General features: G+C 43.8%; 18 protein-coding genes. 16 read left to right on the top strand and 2 right to left on the bottom strand.

The window, feature by feature from the left end; translation table 11 throughout:
• Positions 1–154: 154 nt before the first annotated feature.
• The 16 genes from CHA01nite_RS10125 (at position 155) to gldG (ending at position 20,154) form a co-directional block, all read left to right on the top strand.
• A complete protein-coding gene (locus tag CHA01nite_RS10125; protein ID WP_373869023.1) occupies positions 155–751 on the top strand; it encodes a YeeE/YedE family protein in 597 nt (198 codons plus the stop codon).
• A gap of 10 nt (positions 752–761) precedes the next feature.
• Entirely contained in the window at positions 762–1,244 is a 483-nt protein-coding gene (locus CHA01nite_RS10120; RefSeq protein WP_146941201.1) for a DUF6691 family protein, read from the top strand.
• A gap of 92 nt (positions 1,245–1,336) precedes the next feature.
• Positions 1,337–2,332 (top strand): isoaspartyl peptidase/L-asparaginase family protein, encoded by a 996-nt coding sequence (locus CHA01nite_RS10115; RefSeq protein WP_146941200.1) that lies wholly within the window; start codon positions 1,337–1,339, stop codon positions 2,330–2,332.
• A gap of 11 nt (positions 2,333–2,343) precedes the next feature.
• Positions 2,344–2,877 (top strand): hypothetical protein, encoded by a 534-nt coding sequence (locus CHA01nite_RS10110; RefSeq protein ID WP_146941199.1) that lies wholly within the window; start codon positions 2,344–2,346, stop codon positions 2,875–2,877.
• 11 nt (positions 2,878–2,888) lie between these two features.
• Complete coding sequence (locus tag CHA01nite_RS10105) at positions 2,889–3,551, top strand: copper homeostasis protein CutC (RefSeq protein WP_146941198.1); 663 nt, start codon at positions 2,889–2,891, stop codon at positions 3,549–3,551.
• A gap of 408 nt (positions 3,552–3,959) precedes the next feature.
• The gene (locus CHA01nite_RS10100; RefSeq protein WP_146941197.1) at positions 3,960–6,443 is read left to right on the top strand and encodes a beta-mannosidase; all 2,484 of its coding nucleotides are present in this window, start codon (positions 3,960–3,962) and stop codon (positions 6,441–6,443) included.
• Between the two features lie 135 nt (positions 6,444–6,578).
• On the top strand, positions 6,579–7,193 hold the full coding sequence (locus tag CHA01nite_RS10095) for an NHL repeat-containing protein (RefSeq protein WP_146941196.1): 615 nt from the start codon (positions 6,579–6,581) through the stop codon (positions 7,191–7,193).
• Between the two features lie 44 nt (positions 7,194–7,237).
• Positions 7,238–8,146: an AEC family transporter gene (locus tag CHA01nite_RS10090; protein WP_146941195.1), complete on the top strand. Its 909-nt coding sequence runs from the start codon at positions 7,238–7,240 to the stop codon at positions 8,144–8,146.
• Between the two features lie 842 nt (positions 8,147–8,988).
• A complete protein-coding gene (gene priA, locus CHA01nite_RS10085; protein WP_146941194.1) occupies positions 8,989–11,436 on the top strand; it encodes a replication restart helicase PriA in 2,448 nt (815 codons plus the stop codon).
• Between the two features lie 162 nt (positions 11,437–11,598).
• Positions 11,599–13,071: a D-alanyl-D-alanine carboxypeptidase/D-alanyl-D-alanine endopeptidase gene (gene dacB, locus CHA01nite_RS10080; protein ID WP_146941193.1), complete on the top strand. Its 1,473-nt coding sequence runs from the start codon at positions 11,599–11,601 to the stop codon at positions 13,069–13,071.
• 84 nt (positions 13,072–13,155) lie between these two features.
• Positions 13,156–15,078 (top strand): M1 family metallopeptidase, encoded by a 1,923-nt coding sequence (locus tag CHA01nite_RS10075; RefSeq protein WP_146941192.1) that lies wholly within the window; start codon positions 13,156–13,158, stop codon positions 15,076–15,078.
• An 86-nt stretch (positions 15,079–15,164) separates the two neighbouring features.
• A complete protein-coding gene (gene kbl / locus CHA01nite_RS10070) occupies positions 15,165–16,361 on the top strand; it encodes a glycine C-acetyltransferase (RefSeq protein WP_146941191.1) in 1,197 nt (398 codons plus the stop codon).
• Between the two features lie 118 nt (positions 16,362–16,479).
• Positions 16,480–16,866: a toxin-antitoxin system YwqK family antitoxin gene (locus tag CHA01nite_RS10065; protein ID WP_146941190.1), complete on the top strand. Its 387-nt coding sequence runs from the start codon at positions 16,480–16,482 to the stop codon at positions 16,864–16,866.
• Between the two features lie 235 nt (positions 16,867–17,101).
• Positions 17,102–17,653, top strand: a complete 552-nt coding sequence (locus CHA01nite_RS10060; protein ID WP_146941189.1) for a CopD family protein — start codon at positions 17,102–17,104, stop codon at positions 17,651–17,653.
• Positions 17,654–17,750: 97 nt separating this feature from the next.
• Positions 17,751–18,479, top strand: a complete 729-nt coding sequence (locus CHA01nite_RS10055; RefSeq protein ID WP_146941188.1) for an ABC transporter permease subunit — start codon at positions 17,751–17,753, stop codon at positions 18,477–18,479.
• A 4-nt stretch (positions 18,480–18,483) separates the two neighbouring features.
• The gene (gldG, locus tag CHA01nite_RS10050; protein ID WP_146941187.1) at positions 18,484–20,154 is read left to right on the top strand and encodes a gliding motility-associated ABC transporter substrate-binding protein GldG; all 1,671 of its coding nucleotides are present in this window, start codon (positions 18,484–18,486) and stop codon (positions 20,152–20,154) included.
• A 128-nt stretch (positions 20,155–20,282) separates the two neighbouring features.
• Here the strand turns inward: gldG and CHA01nite_RS10045 are convergent, their stop codons facing one another.
• Positions 20,283–20,513 (bottom strand): type II toxin-antitoxin system RelE/ParE family toxin, encoded by a 231-nt coding sequence (locus CHA01nite_RS10045; RefSeq protein ID WP_228458389.1) that lies wholly within the window; start codon positions 20,511–20,513, stop codon positions 20,283–20,285.
• Positions 20,504–20,752, bottom strand: a 249-nt coding sequence (locus CHA01nite_RS20490) for a hypothetical protein (protein ID WP_170234716.1), incomplete at its 5' end; no start/stop codon positions are given. The genes CHA01nite_RS10045 and CHA01nite_RS20490, both read right to left, overlap by 10 nt.

Here is a 20,752-nt window from a genome sequence, read left to right as displayed (position 1 = left end):
TGTCAGAAATACGATCCAGGGTCTTGGTGGTCAGACGAAACCTTCTGTCGTTCTGTTAAAGGGAATTCCATTTAAGATCCTGACTGAATTCACCTTAATTTTATTTTTAAATTAATTAAAAAACTAAATACGGATTGGATACGGTAGAATTCACATTAAATTTAAACAACCTAAAAAATATAAACCCATGTTAGAAATCATAAAAGAACCCTGGCCGTGGTATGTTGCGGGTCCTCTGATCGGCCTCACCGTTCCGGCCCTGCTTATTCTGGGGAATAAATCTTTCGGGATCAGCTCGTCACTCAGGCATATCTGTGCCGCCTGCATTCCTGCAAACCTAAGCTTTTTCAGCTACGACTGGAAAAAGGAAACCTGGAATCTGATCTTTGTTTCCGGAATTTTTTTAGGCGGAATCCTTGCTTCCCAATTTTTAATGAATCCGGGAGATATATCCGTCAATCCTCATCTTAAGGCCGAATTGGCAACCTACGGAATTACGGACTACAGCCATCCTGTTCCGGTACAGCTGATGAGCTTTGAAAGCCTCCTGACGCTGAGGGGGTTTCTTACCATGGTAATAGGTGGAGTGCTGGTCGGTTTCGGGACACGTTACGCAGGAGGGTGCACGAGTGGCCACGCCATCATGGGACTGTCCAGTCTTCAGTGGCCGTCCCTTGTAGCCACCATCTGTTTTATGGCCGGTGGTTTTCTGATGGCCAATCTGATTTTACCGCTGATCCTTTCAATTTAAATATACTGGAATGACAACAACGACAAAACAGCTTCAGCAGGACAGCATCTGTAATAATGTAAACCCGGTTCAGCAAAAATGGCATCATCAGCTAAGATACCTGATCACAGGAATTGTATTCGGAATCGTATTCGTAAAGGCAGAGATCATCAGCTGGTTCAGGATCCAGGAAATGTTCCGTCTTCAGTCTTTCCATATGTACGGAGTCATCGGGAGTGCCGTTCTTACAGCAATGATTTCGGTTTTCATGATTAAAAAATTCAATATTAAAACGGTTGATGGGGGAAAAATATCCATTGCGCCGAAGAAATTCAATAAAGGGCAGATCTACGGCGGACTGATTTTCGGATTCGGCTGGGCCATTACCGGAGCCTGTCCGGGGCCGCTGTTTGCACAGATCGGAACGGGAGCTTTTGCGGTAACGGTTACTTTGTTAAGTGCCGTTTCCGGAACCTGGATCTACGGCTATTTCAGGGAAAAACTGCCACGCTGATTTAATAATCATTTATCCGGCGATAGAAAATCTATCGCTTTTTATTTCGCACCAGAAGGAAAATCCTTAATTTGGGGCCAAATAAATCTGATATGCAAAGTAGGAGGAAATTCCTTAAAAAATCGGCGATCGCTTCAATAGCTCTGGTGGCAAATCCATTGGATGTATTCGCCGGAGATCTGACTGAAAGTAATCATAAAATCATCAATAAGCCCATCGTTCTTTCCACCTGGGATTTCGGATTGAGAGCCAATGAAGAGGCCTGGAAAATCCTTGGTAAAGGGGGGAGCGCTTTGGATTCTGTAGAGAAAGGAGTGCGCTTGGTGGAGGATGATCCCACCGAGAGGAGCGTTGGCTATGGCGGCCGGCCGGACAGGGACGGAAGAGTAACGCTGGATGCCTGCATCATGGATGAAAACTACAACATCGGTTCGGTAGCCTGCCTCGAAAATATCAAAAACCCGATTTCAGTAGCCCGGGCAGTGATGGAAAAAACACCGCACGTCATGCTGGTGGGCGACGGAGCCCTACAGTTTGCCATTTCCCAGGGATTTAAAAAAGAAAACCTGCTCACGCCCGAATCTGAAAGGGAATGGAAAGACTGGCTGAAAGACAGCAAATACATGCCGGTTGTGAATATTGAAAACCATGATACCATCGGGATGATCGCTCTGGATTCCCAGGGAAATCTTTCCGGAGCCTGCACCACAAGCGGAATGGCCTTTAAAATGCATGGCAGGGTAGGCGATTCCCCGATTATCGGTGCCGGTTTGTTTGTGGATAACGAAGTAGGGGCTGCCACGGCAACCGGCCACGGCGAAGAGGTCATCCGGATGGTAGGAACCCATCTCGTAGTGGAGCTGATGCGTCAGGGGAAAACACCGCAGCAGGCGTGCAAAGAAGCCGTGGAACGAATTGTACAGATTACCAAAAGAAGAAATAAAAACCTTAAAGACATCCAGGTTGGCTTTATTGCCCTCAACAAAAAAGGAGAATACGGTTCTTACTGCATCCAGGACGGGTTCAGCTTTGCCGTACACGACCAGAAAGGAAACCGCCTGGAAAAACCCGGATTCGCTTTGAAATAAAATTAGAGGCCATGAAGAATTTATTTATTCCTTCTTTGTTTTTTATTTTCAGTTGTCAGAATACTGTAAAAGAGAATGTTAAATCGGAAAAATTTTCATTTGAAGAAGTGGTGGTACAGAATAATGCAGGCGCAGAAGAGGCAAAGAGATGGCTGGAGAAAAGTATCGCTGAATATTTTAAAGCTGATATTTCCGAACAGGATAAAATGATGAGAGATATGACCACTAAAAAATATTATGAATTTAAAACAGACGCTACAAACGTCGATTTAAATGGTAGTCTCACATTAAAGAAATTTAAAGAAAAGTGGGAAAACGATTATGATACAAATTTTGCCGGAATAAACACTGGATTTCTTATTTCCGCCCAGGATTGGATAAATGTTGAAGTAAGAAAATGTGAAGTACAAACAGCATTGCTCAATGTTTACACTTTTAATGTGATTTTAACTGACGATGGTTTTAAAGCAAAATACAACAGGAATATCAAAGTTATAAAAGAGAATGATAAATTTCTAATTGACGGAATAATAGAATTAAATTAAATCAACATTAAATGTCAAAAATAGAAATAGCCTGCTTCAACCCGGAATCCGCCATCACCGCTTTTGAAAACGGAGCCGACCGGATCGAGTTGTGTGACGGGCTAAACGAAGGCGGAACCACCCCGGCCTTTGAAACCGTAAAACAGCTGCGTGAAAAAATCAGTATTCCCATCTTCGTAATGATCCGTCCGCGCGGGGGAGATTTTACGTATTCCGGTGAAGAATTCGCACAGATGAAATCCGATCTGACCCGTTTGAAATCATTACAGGTGGACGGATTTGTATTCGGGATCTTAGATGAAAACGATGAGGTAGATACAGCACAAAATAAAGAACTGGCGGATCTGGCTAAACCTTATCCCTGTACTTTCCACCGGGCTTTTGACCGCGCAAGGGACCTGCAACAGTCCCTGGAAAAAGTAATTGCCTGCGGGTTCAAAACCATCCTCACTTCCGGTCAGCAGCCCAATGTTTCCGAAGGGAAGGAAAACCTGAAAAAGCTGGTGGAATTGTCTGCCGGAAGAATCGAAATCCTCGTCGGCGGCGGCCTGCGCTCAACAAACATCGAAGAAATCAGGAAGTATACCAAAGCACAGTATTTCCATTCATCCGCCATCACAGACGGCGGGGCTTTTGCCAGTGCAGAAGAGATTGTGGCTTTGAAAACTATTTAACCACAAAAGTCACAGAAGCTTTTAACACATGAGAAAGATAGGATTTAAAGATTTGTTTTTCGCATATTTTAGAACACATGAGAAGAAAACCAAGATTTTCAATTGGGTTGAATTCAACGTATGGTCTATTATTGAAATTCTCTAAGCCCGGGCGGCTGAGCGGGACCGAAGCTACTTATTATTTGGGAAATTTTTTATAACAAAAACTTTCTAAAACATTAAGAATAAAGATGGAATTTTTAAAACAGGAATAGCTTCGAATGCCTCAGTCACCGAACAGCAGCTAAGTTTAACACAAAAATCTTTGATTTTTCTTCTGTGTTCTAAACATATTTTCAAAGCACGAAACTCTGATCTTATGTGACTCATGTGTTAAAGCTCAAAACAGTGCTATTCAAACAATTTATAATGAACAAAATTTTACTTCTTTCTTTTCTTTTTATCCGGCTTCTGGTCTATGGACAGGCTTCGGAGCGTTCTTTGTCTTCTCAGGATTGGCAGTTTAAAAACACAAAAGACCGCACGTGGCTACCTGCCAAAGTTCCGGGGACCGTTCACCTGGACCTGATGAACAACAATCTCATTCCTGACCCTTACAAAAATGAAAACGAAAAGAAAGTGCAGTGGGTGGAACATGAAGACTGGGAATATCAGACTGTATTCAACCTGTCTTCACAGGAAATGCAGCACAAAAATATCGATCTGGTTTTCTCCGGACTGGATACTTTTTCTGAGATATATCTCAATGGGAAATGGGTGAAAAATACGGATAATATGTTCAGGACATGGACGATTCCGGCAAAAAATTATTTAAAGCGGGGCGAAAATATCCTCCAGGTAAAATTCAGGTCTGCCGTAAACACAGGAAAAGAATTAGCCGGAAAAATTCCTTTCACCCTGCCGGAATCACCGAGAAGTTTTGTGAGAAAAGCACAATACCAGTTCGGGTGGGACTGGGGTCCAAGGTTGGTGACGGCAGGAATCTGGAAAGATGCCAGCCTCAGGTTCCGGGATCTGGCTCAACTCGAAACCGTAAAGATCGAACAGGTAAAACTGACACCACAGAATGCAGAGCTGGCCGTTCATGCAGAAATTTTTGCACAGGAAGCCGGAAATTATACGCTTTCCATCAATAATCACACTCAGGATATCGCTTTAAAATCAGGATTGAACACCATTTCGGCACCGTATCATATCAGGAACCCGAAGCTCTGGCAGCCGAACGGTTGGGGAAAACCCACACTGTATGATATTAAAATTACCTTGCAGAAAGCGTCAAAGGTCATCACGGAAAAAACAGAGCGGATCGGACTGAGAACGGTGGAGCTGGTTCAGGAAAAAGATGCAGAGGGAAAATCGTTTTATTTTAAAGTAAACGGCCAGCCGATGTACGCCAAAGGAACAAACTGGATCCCCGGGGACAGCTTTTCTCCGCGCATGACCAAAGAAAAATACAGGAAGCTGATCCGTGACTGTAAAGAGGCCAATATAAATATGATCCGTGTATGGGGCGGAGGGATTTATGAAGACGATGAATTTTACAAAGCCTGTGATGAGAACGGAATTCTGGTCTGGCAGGATTTCATGTTTGCCGGAAGCTTCTATCCGGCCGATGAAAATTTCCGGGAAAATGTAAAAGCGGAAGTGAAAGATCAGATCGAAAGGCTTCAGAATCATCCTTCTCTGGCTTTATGGTGCGGAAACAACGAAATCGATGAAGCCATCGTCAATTGGGGTTACCAAAAGCAATTCAAATATTCGAAAGACGATTCGCTGCAGGTCTGGAAAGATTATAAAACCATTTTTCATGAAGTCATCCCCGAGGCCATCAAAGAATACGCAACGGCTGATAAGCAGATCTACTGGCCGAGTTCCCCGTCCATCGGCTGGGGCCACAAAGAAAGCCTGACGGAAGGCGACTCCCATTACTGGGGCGTTTGGTGGGGTGAGCAGCCTTTTGAGATCTTCAACGAAAAAATACCGCGTTTCGCTTCGGAATACGGCTTCCAGGGGATGCCTACACTGGAAACCGTAAAATCGATGTTCTCAGGAAAAACGGAACTCAGCTTACAGAACGGAACGATCAAAGCCCATGAGAAACATGCAAGAGGTTGGGAGATTATCAACAACTATATGAAACGCGATTATATCGTGCCGGAAGATTTTGTGAAATACAACTATGTCTCCCAACTGCTTCAGGCACGCGGCATGCAGATCGCCATTGAAGCCCACCGCCGCGCCAAACCGTACAATATGGGAACCCTGTACTGGCAGCTGAACGATTGCTGGCCGGTCGTTTCCTGGTCGTCCATCGATTATCAGGGCAATTGGAAAGCCCTGCATTACCAGGTGAAAAGAAGTTTTGAAAACCAGGTGATTTTAACGGAGGAAAAAGACGGGATGCTGAATTTTTACGGAGTTAATGACGGATTGGATAAAATTGGAGAGGTAACTTTAGAGTTTGAAGTCAATAATTTTAAAGGTGAAAACATTCTTACAGCAGTTTCAGATCAAAAACAGAATTTGGAAGGAATAGTGAAGTTCAATCCTTCAGCTATCACAGAACTGGTCGGCGATGCTGATAAAAATGAATTGTTTTTAAATATAATTTTAAGAGGCAGATATAAAAAGGTAATTGCCGAAGCAAACTATTTCTTTGCAAAGCCAAAAAATTTAAAGCTAACAAAACCGAACCTCAGGATCAAAAAAATCTCCGCCACGGAAATTGAAATCTCCACCGATGTCCTGGCAAAAGATGTTTACCTTATGGGAGATACCCATTTCAGCGATAACTTCTTCGATCTGATGCCGAATACTTCCAAAAGAATCATCCTTTCAAAACCGTTAGGAAAAATTGATGCAATGAGTCTTTGGGATACAATGCATGAGTAGGATTCGGAAAAATTCAAACCTCACAGGTTTTCAGAAACCGATGAAGTTTATACAAAAAATCATCTTATCAAGCCCATGGAAACAATCGACATAGTGAGGCTTTGGGATACGATGAATTAATAATGCAGACTGTTTATGAAAATAATAGAAAAGATTTCCGGTTTCCTTTTTATGATGTTTTTCCTGGTATTCATACCGGAAATGGTGACAGCATGGACCGATTTTAAAATAAAAACCGAACTGCCCATTAACGGTTTCGCCGGTTTTGTTGTTGACAGTCAGCAGAATATCTATATAGGCGACAGTTTCTATTCAATCATCCAGAAATATGATAAAGCAGGAAAATTCATAGGGTCTTTTAAGGTGAAAGATACATCGGGGAAACCTTTTCATCTGAGCATCGATACCCGGGATAATATTGTGATAACAAGACAAAGGGATAGAAAAGTCATAGTATATCCTTCTTCCAACCGGGAAGAAAGCTTTAGTTTTTATGCTGATGAAACAGGTAAAATGAAGGAAGCCAATACATTTTTCATTACCCGAAACCATGAAAAATATGGGAATCTGGGGACCCGATTTCCGGCGATCTGGAAATTATCAGGTACCAAAGAAAAAATAGTGGAGCAAAGTCTTTTCCTCCGGTTGCTCAGTTTTCCATCGATGATCGTGGTTATTCTAACGGCGGTCATTCTGAAGCTCATGGTATTCATCACAGAAAAATGGAGGAAACTTCGATCCGGAACTTAAAGAACTGAAATTTCAGACGTACCTTTGCGGCAGATTTCTGAAGTATGGTCAATTTTGTTCTGATAGCAGTATGCATTATCGCGGGAATGGTGTTCAAGGCGACCAAATCCATCCACCCCGATGCACACAAAGGCATCAACACCTGGATCCTGTATCTCGCGCTTCCGGCCGTTTCGTTTAAATACCTTCCGAAAGTACGGTGGACCGCCGACATGCTCTTTCCTGTTGTCGCTACCTTCCTGATTTCGGTGGTCTGCTTTTTCTTCATAAAACTATACAGCCGCTACAAAGGCTATTCCGGGCGATCGCAGGGTACGCTGGAACTGGTCAGCGGCTACAGCAATACGTCATTCATCGGTTTTCCGCTGGTAGCTGCATTTTATGGGGAAGGCCTTTTAAGCATTGCCGTGATCTGCGACCAGACCATGTTCCTGGCGCTTTCCACGCTGGGCATCATCGCTGCGGTAAAAGGTGGCAGCCGGTCCGGGAAAGTAAGTGCCGGGTTTATCCTGAAAAGGCTTGTGACCTTTCCGCCGCTCATCGGATGCGTTGCAGCACTGGTGCTGTCAGGGTTTATCGATTTTTCAGCGGCAGAGCCTTTCTTCGACAAACTGGCAGCCACCGTCAGTCCGATGGCCCTTTTTTCAGTGGGCCTGCAGCTCAAATTCAACGGCTGGAAAAAACTCGTTCCCCAGATGTCCGTTTCCATGCTCTATAAGCTGATCCTGGCGCCGGCAATGGTATTGGGCTTTGCGCTGTTGGCCGGCATCAAAGGCGATATCGCAAAAATTACCGTCTTTGAAGCGGCGATGCCCACCGTCGTCACCTCCAGCATCATCGCCGAACAGTTCCGGCTCAACACCAAGCTCACCAATTTAACGATCGGCTTCAGCATCATCGTCGGACTTTTCACTTCCGCCATCTGGTACCAGTTGACGCAATTCTTCTTTTAACCAAAAATAAATCTCCATATCCAGAACAAAGCCATCCGGATCCGGCAATTCAAAACCACCCGGATTCTCCCGTTATCCAGTTCTTTCACTTTTAGCCCTCTCAATCTCAATCTCACTCTCAGTCTCTCACTCTCTGACCCTCCAACCCTCCAACCCTCTTCTCTGATAAGGAGCTTCATCCGGCTATCCACTCATACTCCTCGCACCACCGCCATTGCCTCCGCCTGCTGTGGGGTAACCGTTTCTATCCGGGCTAGGGAGTCTGCCTCTGTTTTGCATGTTGTGTTAAGATTAAACAGAGACTGAGTAAGAACTTAACTGACGGGGCTGGATGCTGAAACACGGATGCCTGAAGTTTTTTATGTCAATATCACAACCCCGGATCTTTAGTATTGAATCAGGCAAGATCTGAATACAAATACATCTGCAAAATCTGCTTAAGATCTATAAATTTACACCTTTACTCAATTGCTGAACGAAGTGCCTTTGCGACCGAAAGAATAAGCGCGACAATATCAAACAAACCCTTTGCGAACCCCTGCGTTATTAAATATCGTCGTCTTTAGAAAATAAAGACATACCGTTCTTATTGGTGCCAGTTCATTCCGCCATCGCTTGATATTTACGTCACAGATTTAACAGAAATAAGCTTATCGGTTCTGCTCAATTGCTGAACGAAGTGCCTTTGCGACCGAAAGAATAAGCGCGGCAATATCAAACAAACCCTTTGTGGTCACGGCGTTTAAAATAAATCACATCTATTCCAAAAATATCTCATTTACCTCCGTTAAAAATTGCACTTCTCTCCGGAAAATTTTAATTTTACACTTTAAATATTACCCTTGAATTACGCCCAGATTATTTTACCGTTGAACCTGAAAGGGTCTTTCACCTATAAAGTTCCTGAAGAACTGATAGCCGGAATCCGGATCGGAATGCGGGTTTTGGTTCCGTTTGGCGGAAAGAAAATCTATACGGGAATTGTATTTGAGCTTCACGGCAATGCGCCCGAAACGTTTATTGCAAAAGAAGTCATCAGCCTGCTGGATGACCAGCCGATCGTTCCCCGGGAGCAGATCCGATTCTGGAACTGGCTGTCCGACTATTACCTGTGCGGACTGGGTGAAATTTACCGTTTTGCATTCCCTTCTTCCCTGAAGCTGGAAAGCGAAACCTACCTGAAGCTGAAACCGAACGTCACCGTCGATTTTGAAAACCTCGATGTCAACGAAATGTACCTCATCCAGGCACTGGAAGTCCGTCAGCTGATCAACCTGACCGATATCGAAGCCTTCATTCCCAAAAAAGACATCGTGAAAACCGTCAATTCATTAATTGATTTGCAGTACATTGAAATCGATGAAAAGATTGCGGAAAAATACAGGGCGAAAGAAGTTGCTTACGTGAAAATTAAGGACGGCGTCCTGGAGAATGAGAACCTGACCGGGATCCTCTTAAGATTAAACAAAGCCAAGAAGCAGAAAGACCTTTTCCTCCACATCCTGGAAAAGCAAACCGAAAATCCGGACCTTCACCTTAAAAAATCGGATCTTTTTGAGGACGGTTATTTCGGGAGCTCCCATCTGAAGGCCCTTACCAATAAAGATCTGGTGGAGGAGTATTATATGCAGAAAGACCGTCTGGAAAGCTATGAAGGTGAAATCGAGGAACTCGAAGAACTTTCCGAAGCCCAGAAATCAGCAAAATCGGAAATTGATGAAGCCTTTGAAGAAGGCAAGAATGTTCTGCTTCACGGGGTCACATCATCGGGGAAAACCCACCTGTATCTGGAGAAAATCGAAGAATGCATCAGCGAAGGCAGAAATGTCCTGTTCCTGCTTCCTGAAATATCCCTGACCAAACAGATTACCCGGCGGCTGGAAAAAAAATATGGCCGTCAGCTCGGTTTTTACCATCAGAAGCTTACCGATTTCGAAAGGGTGGAAGTATGGCGGCGGATCCGCCAGAACGACATCAAAGTTCTGATCGGAACCCGGAATGCCCTGTTTCTGCCGTTTAAGAATCTGGGACTGATCGTCGTGGATGAAGAACACGATTCCGCTTACCGGCCGAGGGAAGTATCCCCGTATTTCAATGCGAAAGATGCCGCCTTAGTGATCGGGAATTTTTATGGTGCCCGGGTGATTTTAGGCTCGGCCACACCGTCTGTTGAGAGTTATTACAATGCCCGCAAAGACAAAATGAAATATATTTTCCTGGAAGAACGCTTCGGCAACGTCAGTCTTCCGGAATATGAAATCATCAACTTCAAAGAAGCCCAGGATTCCAAAAAAGTATCCGGTAATTTTTCACTGCATCTCATCGATGAGATCAAAAAAGTGCTGGAAGAACGGAACCAGGCCATTGTGCTGCACAACCGCAGGGGATACGCCAATGTGGTGGAATGCGAAACCTGCGGCTATGTAAACTACTGTTCCAACTGTGACGTGGTCATGACCTATCACAAGGCCGCCAATGAAATGAAATGCCACTACTGCGGCCAGCGGGCTTCCAAGCCGAAGACCTGCCCGAAATGCTACTCCGAAAACCTCAATGAAAGGGGCGTTGGGGTGGAACAGATCCATGAAGAGGTTTCCAAGCTGTTTCCGGATAATGAAGTGGACCGGATGGACGTAGATTCGATGCGGAAAAAGTTTGCCTATGAAAAGCTGTATGAAAAAATCGAGGACCGGGAAACGGATATCGTCGTGGGAACCCAGATGATTTCCAAAGGACTGGATTTCGATCATATCGAGCTTGTTGCGATTCCAAAAGCGGATTCTTTATTATATGTTCAGGATTTCCGGGCGGAAGAAAGGGCTTATCAGCTGATCACCCAGGTTTCCGGAAGGGCGGGAAGGGTTTCCGGAAAAGGAAAAATCCTGATCCAGACCTTCAATCCCGAGCATTCGGTTTTTCAGCTGATTAAGATGCACAATCCTGCCAGAATTTATAAATACATCCTGACGGAACGCCAGAAATTCCATTATCCGCCTTTTACGAAGCTGATCATGATCGAGCTGAAGCACCGCCGTGAAGACAAAGCGAACCGTGCTTCCCAGTTTCTGGGTTCCATCCTCCGGAAATACCTGCCGGAAGACTGTATCCTGGGTCCTGAAAAAGCGCAGATTGCCAGACTGAACAACTTGTATCAGTTCCAGATTATGCTGAAGCTTCCGAAGGGCAAAAAGTACGAAGAATATAAAAAACTGGTGCTGGCCAGCATCAAGGAATTTGAGGAAATCCCTGCCTATCAAAGTATTAAAAAAGACGTATTTGTGGATTTTTAACAGTTTTTAACAAAATTTATAGACTTTTTATAATAGTCTACTGAACTGCCATACAACAATATTTTCTACATTTGGCCGTTGATTATATGTTTGGTGTTTAACTTTCCGATTTAACCCATTGGCTGTTATTCTATCCAAAATATAGCAAAAACGAAAGAATAGATGGTAAATTTCAGAAAATATATTTCAAGTGTTGCAGTGCTGGCCTCAGGGTTCTTCCTGGCACAGTCTACCGTTTCTACCGTTCTGTACTCTCAGGCTTACGAAAATCAGAAAAGCAGTTTAAATCTGCCTTCTCCCATCACGTCGGTGGTGGAGAAGACGATTCTGTCGGCCAAAGAACTTGTAGATATCAATGTAAACACGATGATGGCTGATCCGGTGCTGAAAAATGCAACCTGGGGATTCGTCGTGTACGACCCGAAAACGAAGAAAGTAATCTCTTCGTACAACGAAAATACCCCTTTGGTCCCGGCCTCCACCACCAAACTGCTGACGACGGAGACCGCCATGAGCATGCTGGGAGAAAATTACCGCTGGAATACCCAGCTGGAATACTCAGGGAGCGTGGATGAAAGCGGTGTGCTGAACGGAAACCTGTATATCGTCGGCAGCGGCGATCCTTCATTGGGTACCAATAAAGCGGGAGCCTGGGCTTACCGGGACATCGTACAGGATTTCAAAGAAGGGCTTTCCCGTGAAGGAATCAAAAAAGTAAATGGTGATATTGTCATCCAGACCGCGCTTTTCAAAGGCACAATTTCGAGGCTTCCGGAAAATGTGGTCTGGCTGGAAAACAACAATTACTATTTACCGGCAGGAACCACCCGTGAGATCAATCCGGCCAATGAAAGACTGATCGTAAAAAAATCAGCCGGTCTTTCCGCAGAGAAAAAATTCTTCTACGTTTCGCCGTACAACAACCAGATGGTGTATGCCGATAAATATGAAGGCAATGGAACTCTAACCACCAAATTGCCTGATGCACCGGCTTACCTGGCCAATACCTTCAGGACTACCCTGGTAAAAAGCGGGATTCCCGTTACCGGAAAAGTTATTCCGAAAATGACGGATGCCAATCCGGAAGGCAGAAAAATGGTTTCGGTATACAAATCGCCTACCTTAGCGGATATAATTTTTTACACCAACCAGCACAGTGATAACGGACTGGCTGAAGCTCTGCTGAAAACAGTAGGTTTCCAGAATCTGGGCGACCAGACCACCGAATCCGGCAGGAAAGTGGTGACGGAGCATCTGAAAAACCACGGGTTTGATATGCTGGGCCTGAATTATATTGACGGAAGCGGACTCTCAAGAAGCAATAACGTAACACCGATTGCCCAGGCTAAATTCCTCACTTCCTTAATGGATGAAAAATTTTATAAGACTTATCTGAATTCCTTACCGGTAGGAGGACAGTCCGGAACTTTGAAAAGAATGTTCAACGGTCTGGGAAACGGACAGGTTTTTGCCAAGACGGGAACACTGAATAAAGTAAAAACCTTGGCAGGATATATGAAGACGAACACCGGGAAAACCCTTGTTTTTTCCTTGATGGTAAACAATTATGCAGGATCGGTGGATATGGTGAAGAAGAGGATGGAAAAAATCCTGGAGCCTGCACTGGATTTATAGAAAAATTAAAATTTAATTAATATAAAAGCCTTTTAATCAATGATTGGAAGGTTTTTTTATATCTTTGATACAATTATCTTAAGAATGAGAAAAATTTACTTTTTGATGCTGAGCGTCTTTGTTTTCCAGCAGTTTTGTGCTCAGAATGAAAACACTGAGCGGAAAGCCATGAGGATGAAAGAAATGAAATCCTTTACCCAGAAAATGGCGGTAGGGAATACCAATCCGAATACATTGAATTATGACCTGCAGTATCAAAGGCTTGATTTAACGATCAATCCGGCAGTCTATAATGTTTCGGGTTCCGTTACCTCGCATTTTAAGCCGAATCAGAGCATGAGTAATATTTACTTTGATCTCGACAATCAGCTGACGGTTTCACAGGTCCAGTATCACGGTAGTACGCTGGCCTTTCAGCAGCTTTCTACAAAAGAAATTAAAATTAATTTCCAGTCGGCCCTGGCTGCCAATGTGCTGGATTCTCTTACGATTACCTATTCGGGAGCACCGGCTACAGCCAATAATGCATTTTTCAACGGAACTCAGGGCGGGACGTCCGTACTTTCGACTTTAAGTGAACCTTACGGAGCACAGGACTGGTTCCCGACGAAGCAGAGCATGAATGATAAAATCGAAAGGGTGGATGTAAAAATTACCACACCTTCCCAATACAGTGTAGCCTCAAACGGAAAGCTGATGTCTGAAACAGCTTTAGCAAATGGGCAGAAGCTTACCTTCTGGCGTACCCAATATCCTACCGCCGCTTATCTGGTTGCATTTTCCGTAACGAACTATGTAAAACTGACGGATACGATGGGAAATCCCCCTTTCCCGTTTATCAACTACATTTTCCCGTCCACTTCCACGAATACGACCAGTATGAGCAACATCGACTGGACCAAAACCGTGATGAATACCTTTGAGACCTATTTCGGGCCTTATCCATTCAGAAACGAAAAGTACGGGCATATGGAATTCCAGGCCGGCGGCGGCATGGAGCATCAGACCATGTCGTCCATGGGAGCATGGAGCAGGGGACTGATTGCCCACGAGCTGACCCACCAGTGGTTCGGCGATAAGGTAACCTGCGGCGCATGGAATGACATCTGGCTGAATGAAGGGTTTGCCACTTACGGAGAACATCTGGCCAATGAGAAACTGCTGATGTCGAATGCGGACTTTTTAAATTACTTACTGGGCCAGAAAAATTATATTACCAGTGCCACCGGAGGAAGTGTATATGTTGCGGATGCCAATTTAACGAATGTGGGAACGATCTTTAACGGAAGGCTGTCGTATTCCAAAGGAGGTTACGTTTTAAGAATGATCAAATGGATTTTGGGCGATGCCGCTTTTTACCAGGCCCTTCAGGATTATCATTCCAGACCGGCCCTGGCCTACAACTATGTGAAGACGCAGGATTTCAATGCATCGTTATTGACGTCTACCGGAAAAGACTTTACTGAATTTTTCAACGACTGGATTTACGGTCAGGGCTATCCGACCTATGACATCCGCTGGAAGCAGGTCGGCAGTACCGTGACGTTCAGGGCTGCACAGACGCAGAGCAGCAATACGGTAAGCTTCTTCGAAATGCCGCTGCCGATCAAAGTAAACGGAACCGGAGGACAGGTCGCTTATTTTGCTTTAAACAATACTTCCAACAACCAGTATTTTTTACAGACCGTAAACTTTCCGGTAGCGAGTGTGGAATTCAATTATGAGTACCAGATCCTGGAAAAAAATTCTACGGTAGCCCAAGATAATACATTATCTGTTTCCGAAGCCGGCAAAGACACATTTGCCCTGTATCCGAATCCTGCTAAAAATGAACTCAACCTGAAAGGGATCGGTCAGCCGACGGATTTCACGATTTATTCCATTGACGGAAAACTCGTGAGGAAAGAAACCTACCAGCCGGAAAAACCGGTTAACATTTCAGAACTGGTTCCCGGAACTTATGTATTGAAGATTAAAGATAAGAATGTTAAGTTTTTAAAGAAATAAAATCTCCGGAAATAAATTACAAAGCCGTTTCGTAAAGTGGGAACGGCTTTTTTTATTAAATTAGCACATCATAAAAATTACTAGAAATGATTTCTGAAAAGTATCTTGAAAATTTACGGAACGAACTACAGAATATTGAGAATGACGGGCTTTATAAAAAAGAACGGATCATTACTTCACAACAGAGCGCGGAGATAGAAGCCAACGGAAAGAAACTTCTGAACTTCTGTGCCAACAACTATCTGGGATTATCCAACCATCCGGAAGTGATGAAAGCGTCTCAGGATATGATCGGATCCCACGGTTACGGAATGTCTTCGGTACGTTTTATCTGCGGAACCCAGGATATCCACAAACAGCTGGAGCAGAAGATTGCCGACTTTTTAGGCCTTGAGGATACGATTCTTTATGCGGCCTGTTTTGATGCGAACGGCGGGGTTTTCGAACCTCTGTTCACGGAGGAGGATGCCATTATTTCGGATGAGCTGAACCACGCTTCGATCATCGATGGGGTACGTCTTTGTAAAGCAGCAAGATACCGTTATAAAAACAACAACATGGAAGACCTGGAAGCCCAACTGATCGCTGCTTCTGAAAAAAATCACCGGTTCAAAATCATTGTGACGGACGGGGTCTTCTCCATGGACGGAATTGTAGCCGATCTGAAAGGCGTTTGTGACCTGGCCGATAAGTATGATGCCCTGGTAATGGTGGACGATTCCCATGCTACCGGTTTTATCGGAAAAACAGGCCGTGGAACCCACGAAGCCAATGACGTAATGGGTAGGGTAGATATCATTACCTCGACCTTAGGAAAAGCGTTGGGCGGTGCGCTGGGCGGATTTACTTCCGGTAAGAAAGAGATCATCGATATGCTGAGACAGCGTTCCAGACCCTACCTGTTTTCCAATTCCCTCGCTCCGGGAATCGTAGGAGCGGCACTGAAAGTATTGGATATGATTTCCGGAGATACTTCGCTTCGCGATCAGGTAATGGAAAATGCAGAATACTTCAGAGCGGAAATGAAGGCCAGAGGGTTCGATATTCCTGACGGTGACGCTGCCATTGTTCCGGTAATGCTTTACGATGCGCCTCTGGCCCAGAAAATGGCAGAGAAGCTGATGGATGAAGGAATTTATGTAATCGGGTTCTTCTATCCTGTAGTACCGAAAGGAAAGGCAAGAATCAGGGTGCAGCTTTCAGCGGCCCATACCAGGGAACATCTGGATAAAGCCATTGCCGCTTTTGAAAAAGTGGGGAAAGAGCTGAACGTGATTTCTTAAAAAATAAAAGCTCTACATTTGTAGAATAAAAACAGGATTTCCTATATTTGTGGAAATCCTGTTTTTTATGAATAAACTGTATATTGCCGGTTTAATAATGATGTCTTTAATGTCCTGTATGACAAAAATTAATCAGTATGTGCAGGATGACCATAAAGTGAACAGGAGGCATGGGGCTTGGATAGAAGAATATTCAGCAGATGAGGGAATTCTGATTGCCTCCGGAAGATACAGGAATGGGGAAAAAGTGAAAACCTGGAAAACTTCTCTCAACGGCAGAAAATACCAGAAGGAGGTGATCAGAAAAGAAGTAACCAAAAACACAAGGTATTTTCCCAATGGAAAAATTATGGAAAAAGGCCGGTCCAGGATGGAAGTCTCAGACCGTGAGCGGCATTGGTTTTATTTCGGCCCATGGAAATATTTTGGCGAAAACGGAAAGCTGCTTTATATCAAAACTTACCGGCAGGGACAGAAAACAGACAGTATTTCAATGGTATTGTAGTAAATTTATGCCGGATGAGTAAGACCTACAGGTATGAGGAAAATTATTCTGCTGACAGGCTGAAATCATTTTAGTCCCTACAGAAAACTCTTTTCATTCCGTAAAATCCGGTTTGCGCCTCTAATCTGCACTGCATTTTTAAGTTGTTATTGATCACCCTTATTTTACCATCATTTTTCGGTATTAACCCTTCTTTTTTTGTGAAATAACTTATCTTTGCAAACAAATTTTTAAGATGCCTTACACCATCATCAAAGCGCTTCATATCATCTTTATGGTCAGCTATTTTGCAGGGATTTTTTACCTGGTAAGAATCTTTGTGTATTATAAAGATACCGACGCCTTTGCAGAAGATAAAAAAAGGATCCTGAGGGAGCAGTATATTTTCATGGCCCGGCGGCTGTGGAACATCATTACCGTTCCGGCAGGAGTCATCATGGCTGTCTGCGGGCTGGTCATGATTTTTCTGAATACCGGACTGATGAAAACCCCGTGGTTCCATCTGAAGCTCACGTTTTTGGTCGGGCTGGCTATTTACCACTACTGGTGCTGGAAGAAGGTACTGAAATTAAAAGAGCTGAACGGCAATACCCTTGAAACCACCAACATTAAGCTGCGGCAGGCCAATGAAATCGCAACCTTTATTCTATTCCTGGTTGTTTTCACAGTAATCCTGAAATCGCAGGTGATCGAATACTGGTGGCAATTAATTGCCGGATTTTTCGTTCTGGTATTTTTGATCATGATGACGGTAAAGCTGGTGAATAAAAACAAGAAAAATAAATAATCGGTTGACCGTTACCATTTATGATTAAATATAAAAAATCTAAAATGATCAGCAATTAACTGACAACCATTAACAATCAACATCTGATAATAAAACTATGATTGCAATTTTAAAAAAGGAACTCTGGAGCTACTTCGGAAACTGGAGCGCATGGATCATCATCGCGGCTTTCAGTCTGATCGCTACCCTGTTTCTGTTTTTTTTCGAGAATGATTCCAACATTTTCGATATCGGAATGGCCTCCCTACAGAGTTATTTTGTTCTGGTACCGTGGCTGCTGATGTTTATCATTCCGGCGCTTTCCATGAAAACTTTTGCAGAAGAACAGCAGACCGGAACCCTGAACTGGCTGTTTTCCCAGCCTTTAAAAGTTTCGGACCTCGTAGTCGGGAAATTCCTTTCGGTATGGATCGTCGGGATTCTCTGCCTGATTCCTTCATTGATTTATCTCTACACCGTTTACGTATTGGGTGTTCCGGAAGGAAATATCGATCTGGGCATGACGTTGGGGAGTTATGTGGGATTAATAATACTTATCGCTGCATTTTCGGGTGTCGGGATCTTAGCTTCATCGCTTTCCCAGAACCAGATCATGGCTTACCTGCTGGGGATGTTCATGTGTTTTATCCTGTATTTCGGGATTGAGCAGCTGGCCAGTTACAAACTGTTGGGCGGTGCCGATTTTATTTTGCAGAACATCGGTTTTTACCAGCATTTCATGGGATTCACCAGAGGGCTTATCGATTTCAGGGATGTTGCTTATTTTGTTTTCATCATCGCGGTTTCCTTAGTATTGTCCAATCATTTCATCAATAAAAAAAAGTAGAATTATGAAGAAGATCCCATTTAAGTCTCCGTTAGGAATTTTACTTTTCGCAGTCCTGCCTCTGGCCATTGTTCTTGCCGTTTCCGGCATCAGGCTGGATCTGACCAAAGAAAAAAGATATACACTTTCCGATAATACCGTTAAAGTATTGGAGTCGGTCAGCAAACCCCTGGTCGTGGATGTTTACCTGGAAGGGGATTTCCCGGCAAGCTTCAAGCAGCTGCAGGGGGAAACGAAATTCATGCTGGAAGAATTCAGGAAAATCAATCCGAAGATCGATTTTAAGTTCATTGACCCGATCAGGACCAAAATGTCGAAAGATACCCTGATGGCGATGGGCATGCAGCCTTCCATGCTTCCGGATATCAAGGACGGAAAGGTTTCCCAGATCATGCTTTTTCCGTATGCCGTGGTAAAATACGATAAAAAAGGGGTTTCCATTCCTTTAGTGGTACAGCAGACGGGAATCGATGCCGACCAGCAGCTGACGAAATCCATCGAGAACCTGGAATATAACCTGGTCTCCAATATCAAAAACATTTCTGCCAACAAAAGAAAGAAAATCGGAATTCTCGTGAACCAGGACGAACTGAACCCAAGGGAATTCCAGGGCTTTATGCAGCTGGCTACCGAAAGTTACGATGCCGGTCCGGTTATCCCTAAAAACCAGACCGAGCTTACCTTAGCCGACCTTCCTACCTTGAAGCAGATGAATGCCCTGGTGATTGCAAAACCGAGAAAGGCGTTTACCGATGGTGAAAAGGTAATCCTTGACCAGTACATTATGAACGGCGGAAAAACCCTCTGGATGATTGATGCCGTGAATGCCGAAATGGATACGCTGATGCGTTCCCAGAAAGTGATGCCTTTTCCGGTAGACATCAACATGACCGATTTTTTCTTCAATTACGGAGTGAGAATCAATCCGGCTTTGGTGAAGGATGTGAAAAAGTTTGCCTTGTTGAGGCTGGTGACCGGAGAAGTGAGCGGAAATCCACAGTACACAAGCCTTCCATGGCCGTATTTCCCATTGGGAATTGCGGAAAAGGACAACCCGGTCACCAAAAACATCAATCCGGTAAAGTTTGAATTCCCGACGTCCATTGATACTTTAGGCGGAAGAAAGAACATTAAAACCCGAGTGCTTTTTGAATCCAGCGAACGTACGTTGCTGAAGCAGGTTCCGAATTATGTAGACCTGAAAGAAATTTCCAGTGTCGACAGTCTTGGACAAATGGAAAAACCAAGCACGCCGAAAATTTATGCCGTGTCCCTGGAAGGGAAATTCAATTCGGCGTATGCTTCGAGAATCGAAAGAAAATCATATCCGGGATTCAGAACAACAAGCCCTGAAAATAAAATGATCGTTATTGCCGACGGAGACGTAGGGCGTAACAAGGTCCTGAAAGGCGAGCCGCTTCCATTAGGCGTCGATCTGCTGACCAACGAACAGTTCGGAAACGAACAGTTCCTGAGAAACGCCTTAGACTATCTTCTGGACGACAGCAACCTGATGGAACTCCGGAACCGGAATATCGAAGAAAGGCTGCTGGACCGTCACCGGATTACCGAAGAAAAGACCAACTGGCAATGGTTCAACCTGCTGCTGCCTTTGGCCATTATCGGAATCCTCGGAGGATTATTCTTCTGGCTGAGGAAGAGGAAATTCGAATAAATGATATTGAAAAAGAGAAGCCCAAAAGCTTCTCTTTTTTATTCCGTATTCCGTGTTTCATCGATTATTTTAATGGGATTTTGCCTGGTATCAAAAACATCGTTGATTTCAATTCTGTTTTTTCATTATTAAACCAATAAATAATTTTTATAGATAAGGTATCTGAAATTTTCTTTTCTTGATGAAAGCAGTTCTTCTCTTTGTCCTGCTTCTTTCTGAAATTCAAGAGTTTTTGTTTTTTCAACGATTCCAGCAACCAGATCTCTAGCTATTCTTTGATTTGCTTTTATTTTGTAATAATCAAAAATATTCTTTAATTGATCCTTAGCGAAATTTGTCCAGAATACTTTCATTGCCATTGCTTTATTTCAGAAAGTAAGTCATTGGATTCCGTTACGTTATTGCTCTCGGAATCCTCCAGTGATTGATCAATTCTATTATTCAGTTCGGTAAGCGAAAGAGGCTTGAGGTAATCTTCTTTTTTTACTTTTGATAAAATATAGGCTTCAATTTTATCGAAGAAATGCTCATCCTGTATTTGAGCAAGATAAGTGATTAAATTTAATTTTCGAGTTTGAAGATCCATAACTAAGAAGCT

Origin of the sequence: Chryseobacterium hagamense (assembly GCF_007991455.1) — a bacterium.
Taxonomy (GTDB): Bacteria; Bacteroidota; Bacteroidia; order Flavobacteriales; family Weeksellaceae; genus Chryseobacterium; species Chryseobacterium hagamense.
Note: the sequence above shows the minus strand (reverse complement) of the source record. Positions and strands in the feature narration are given on the sequence as shown.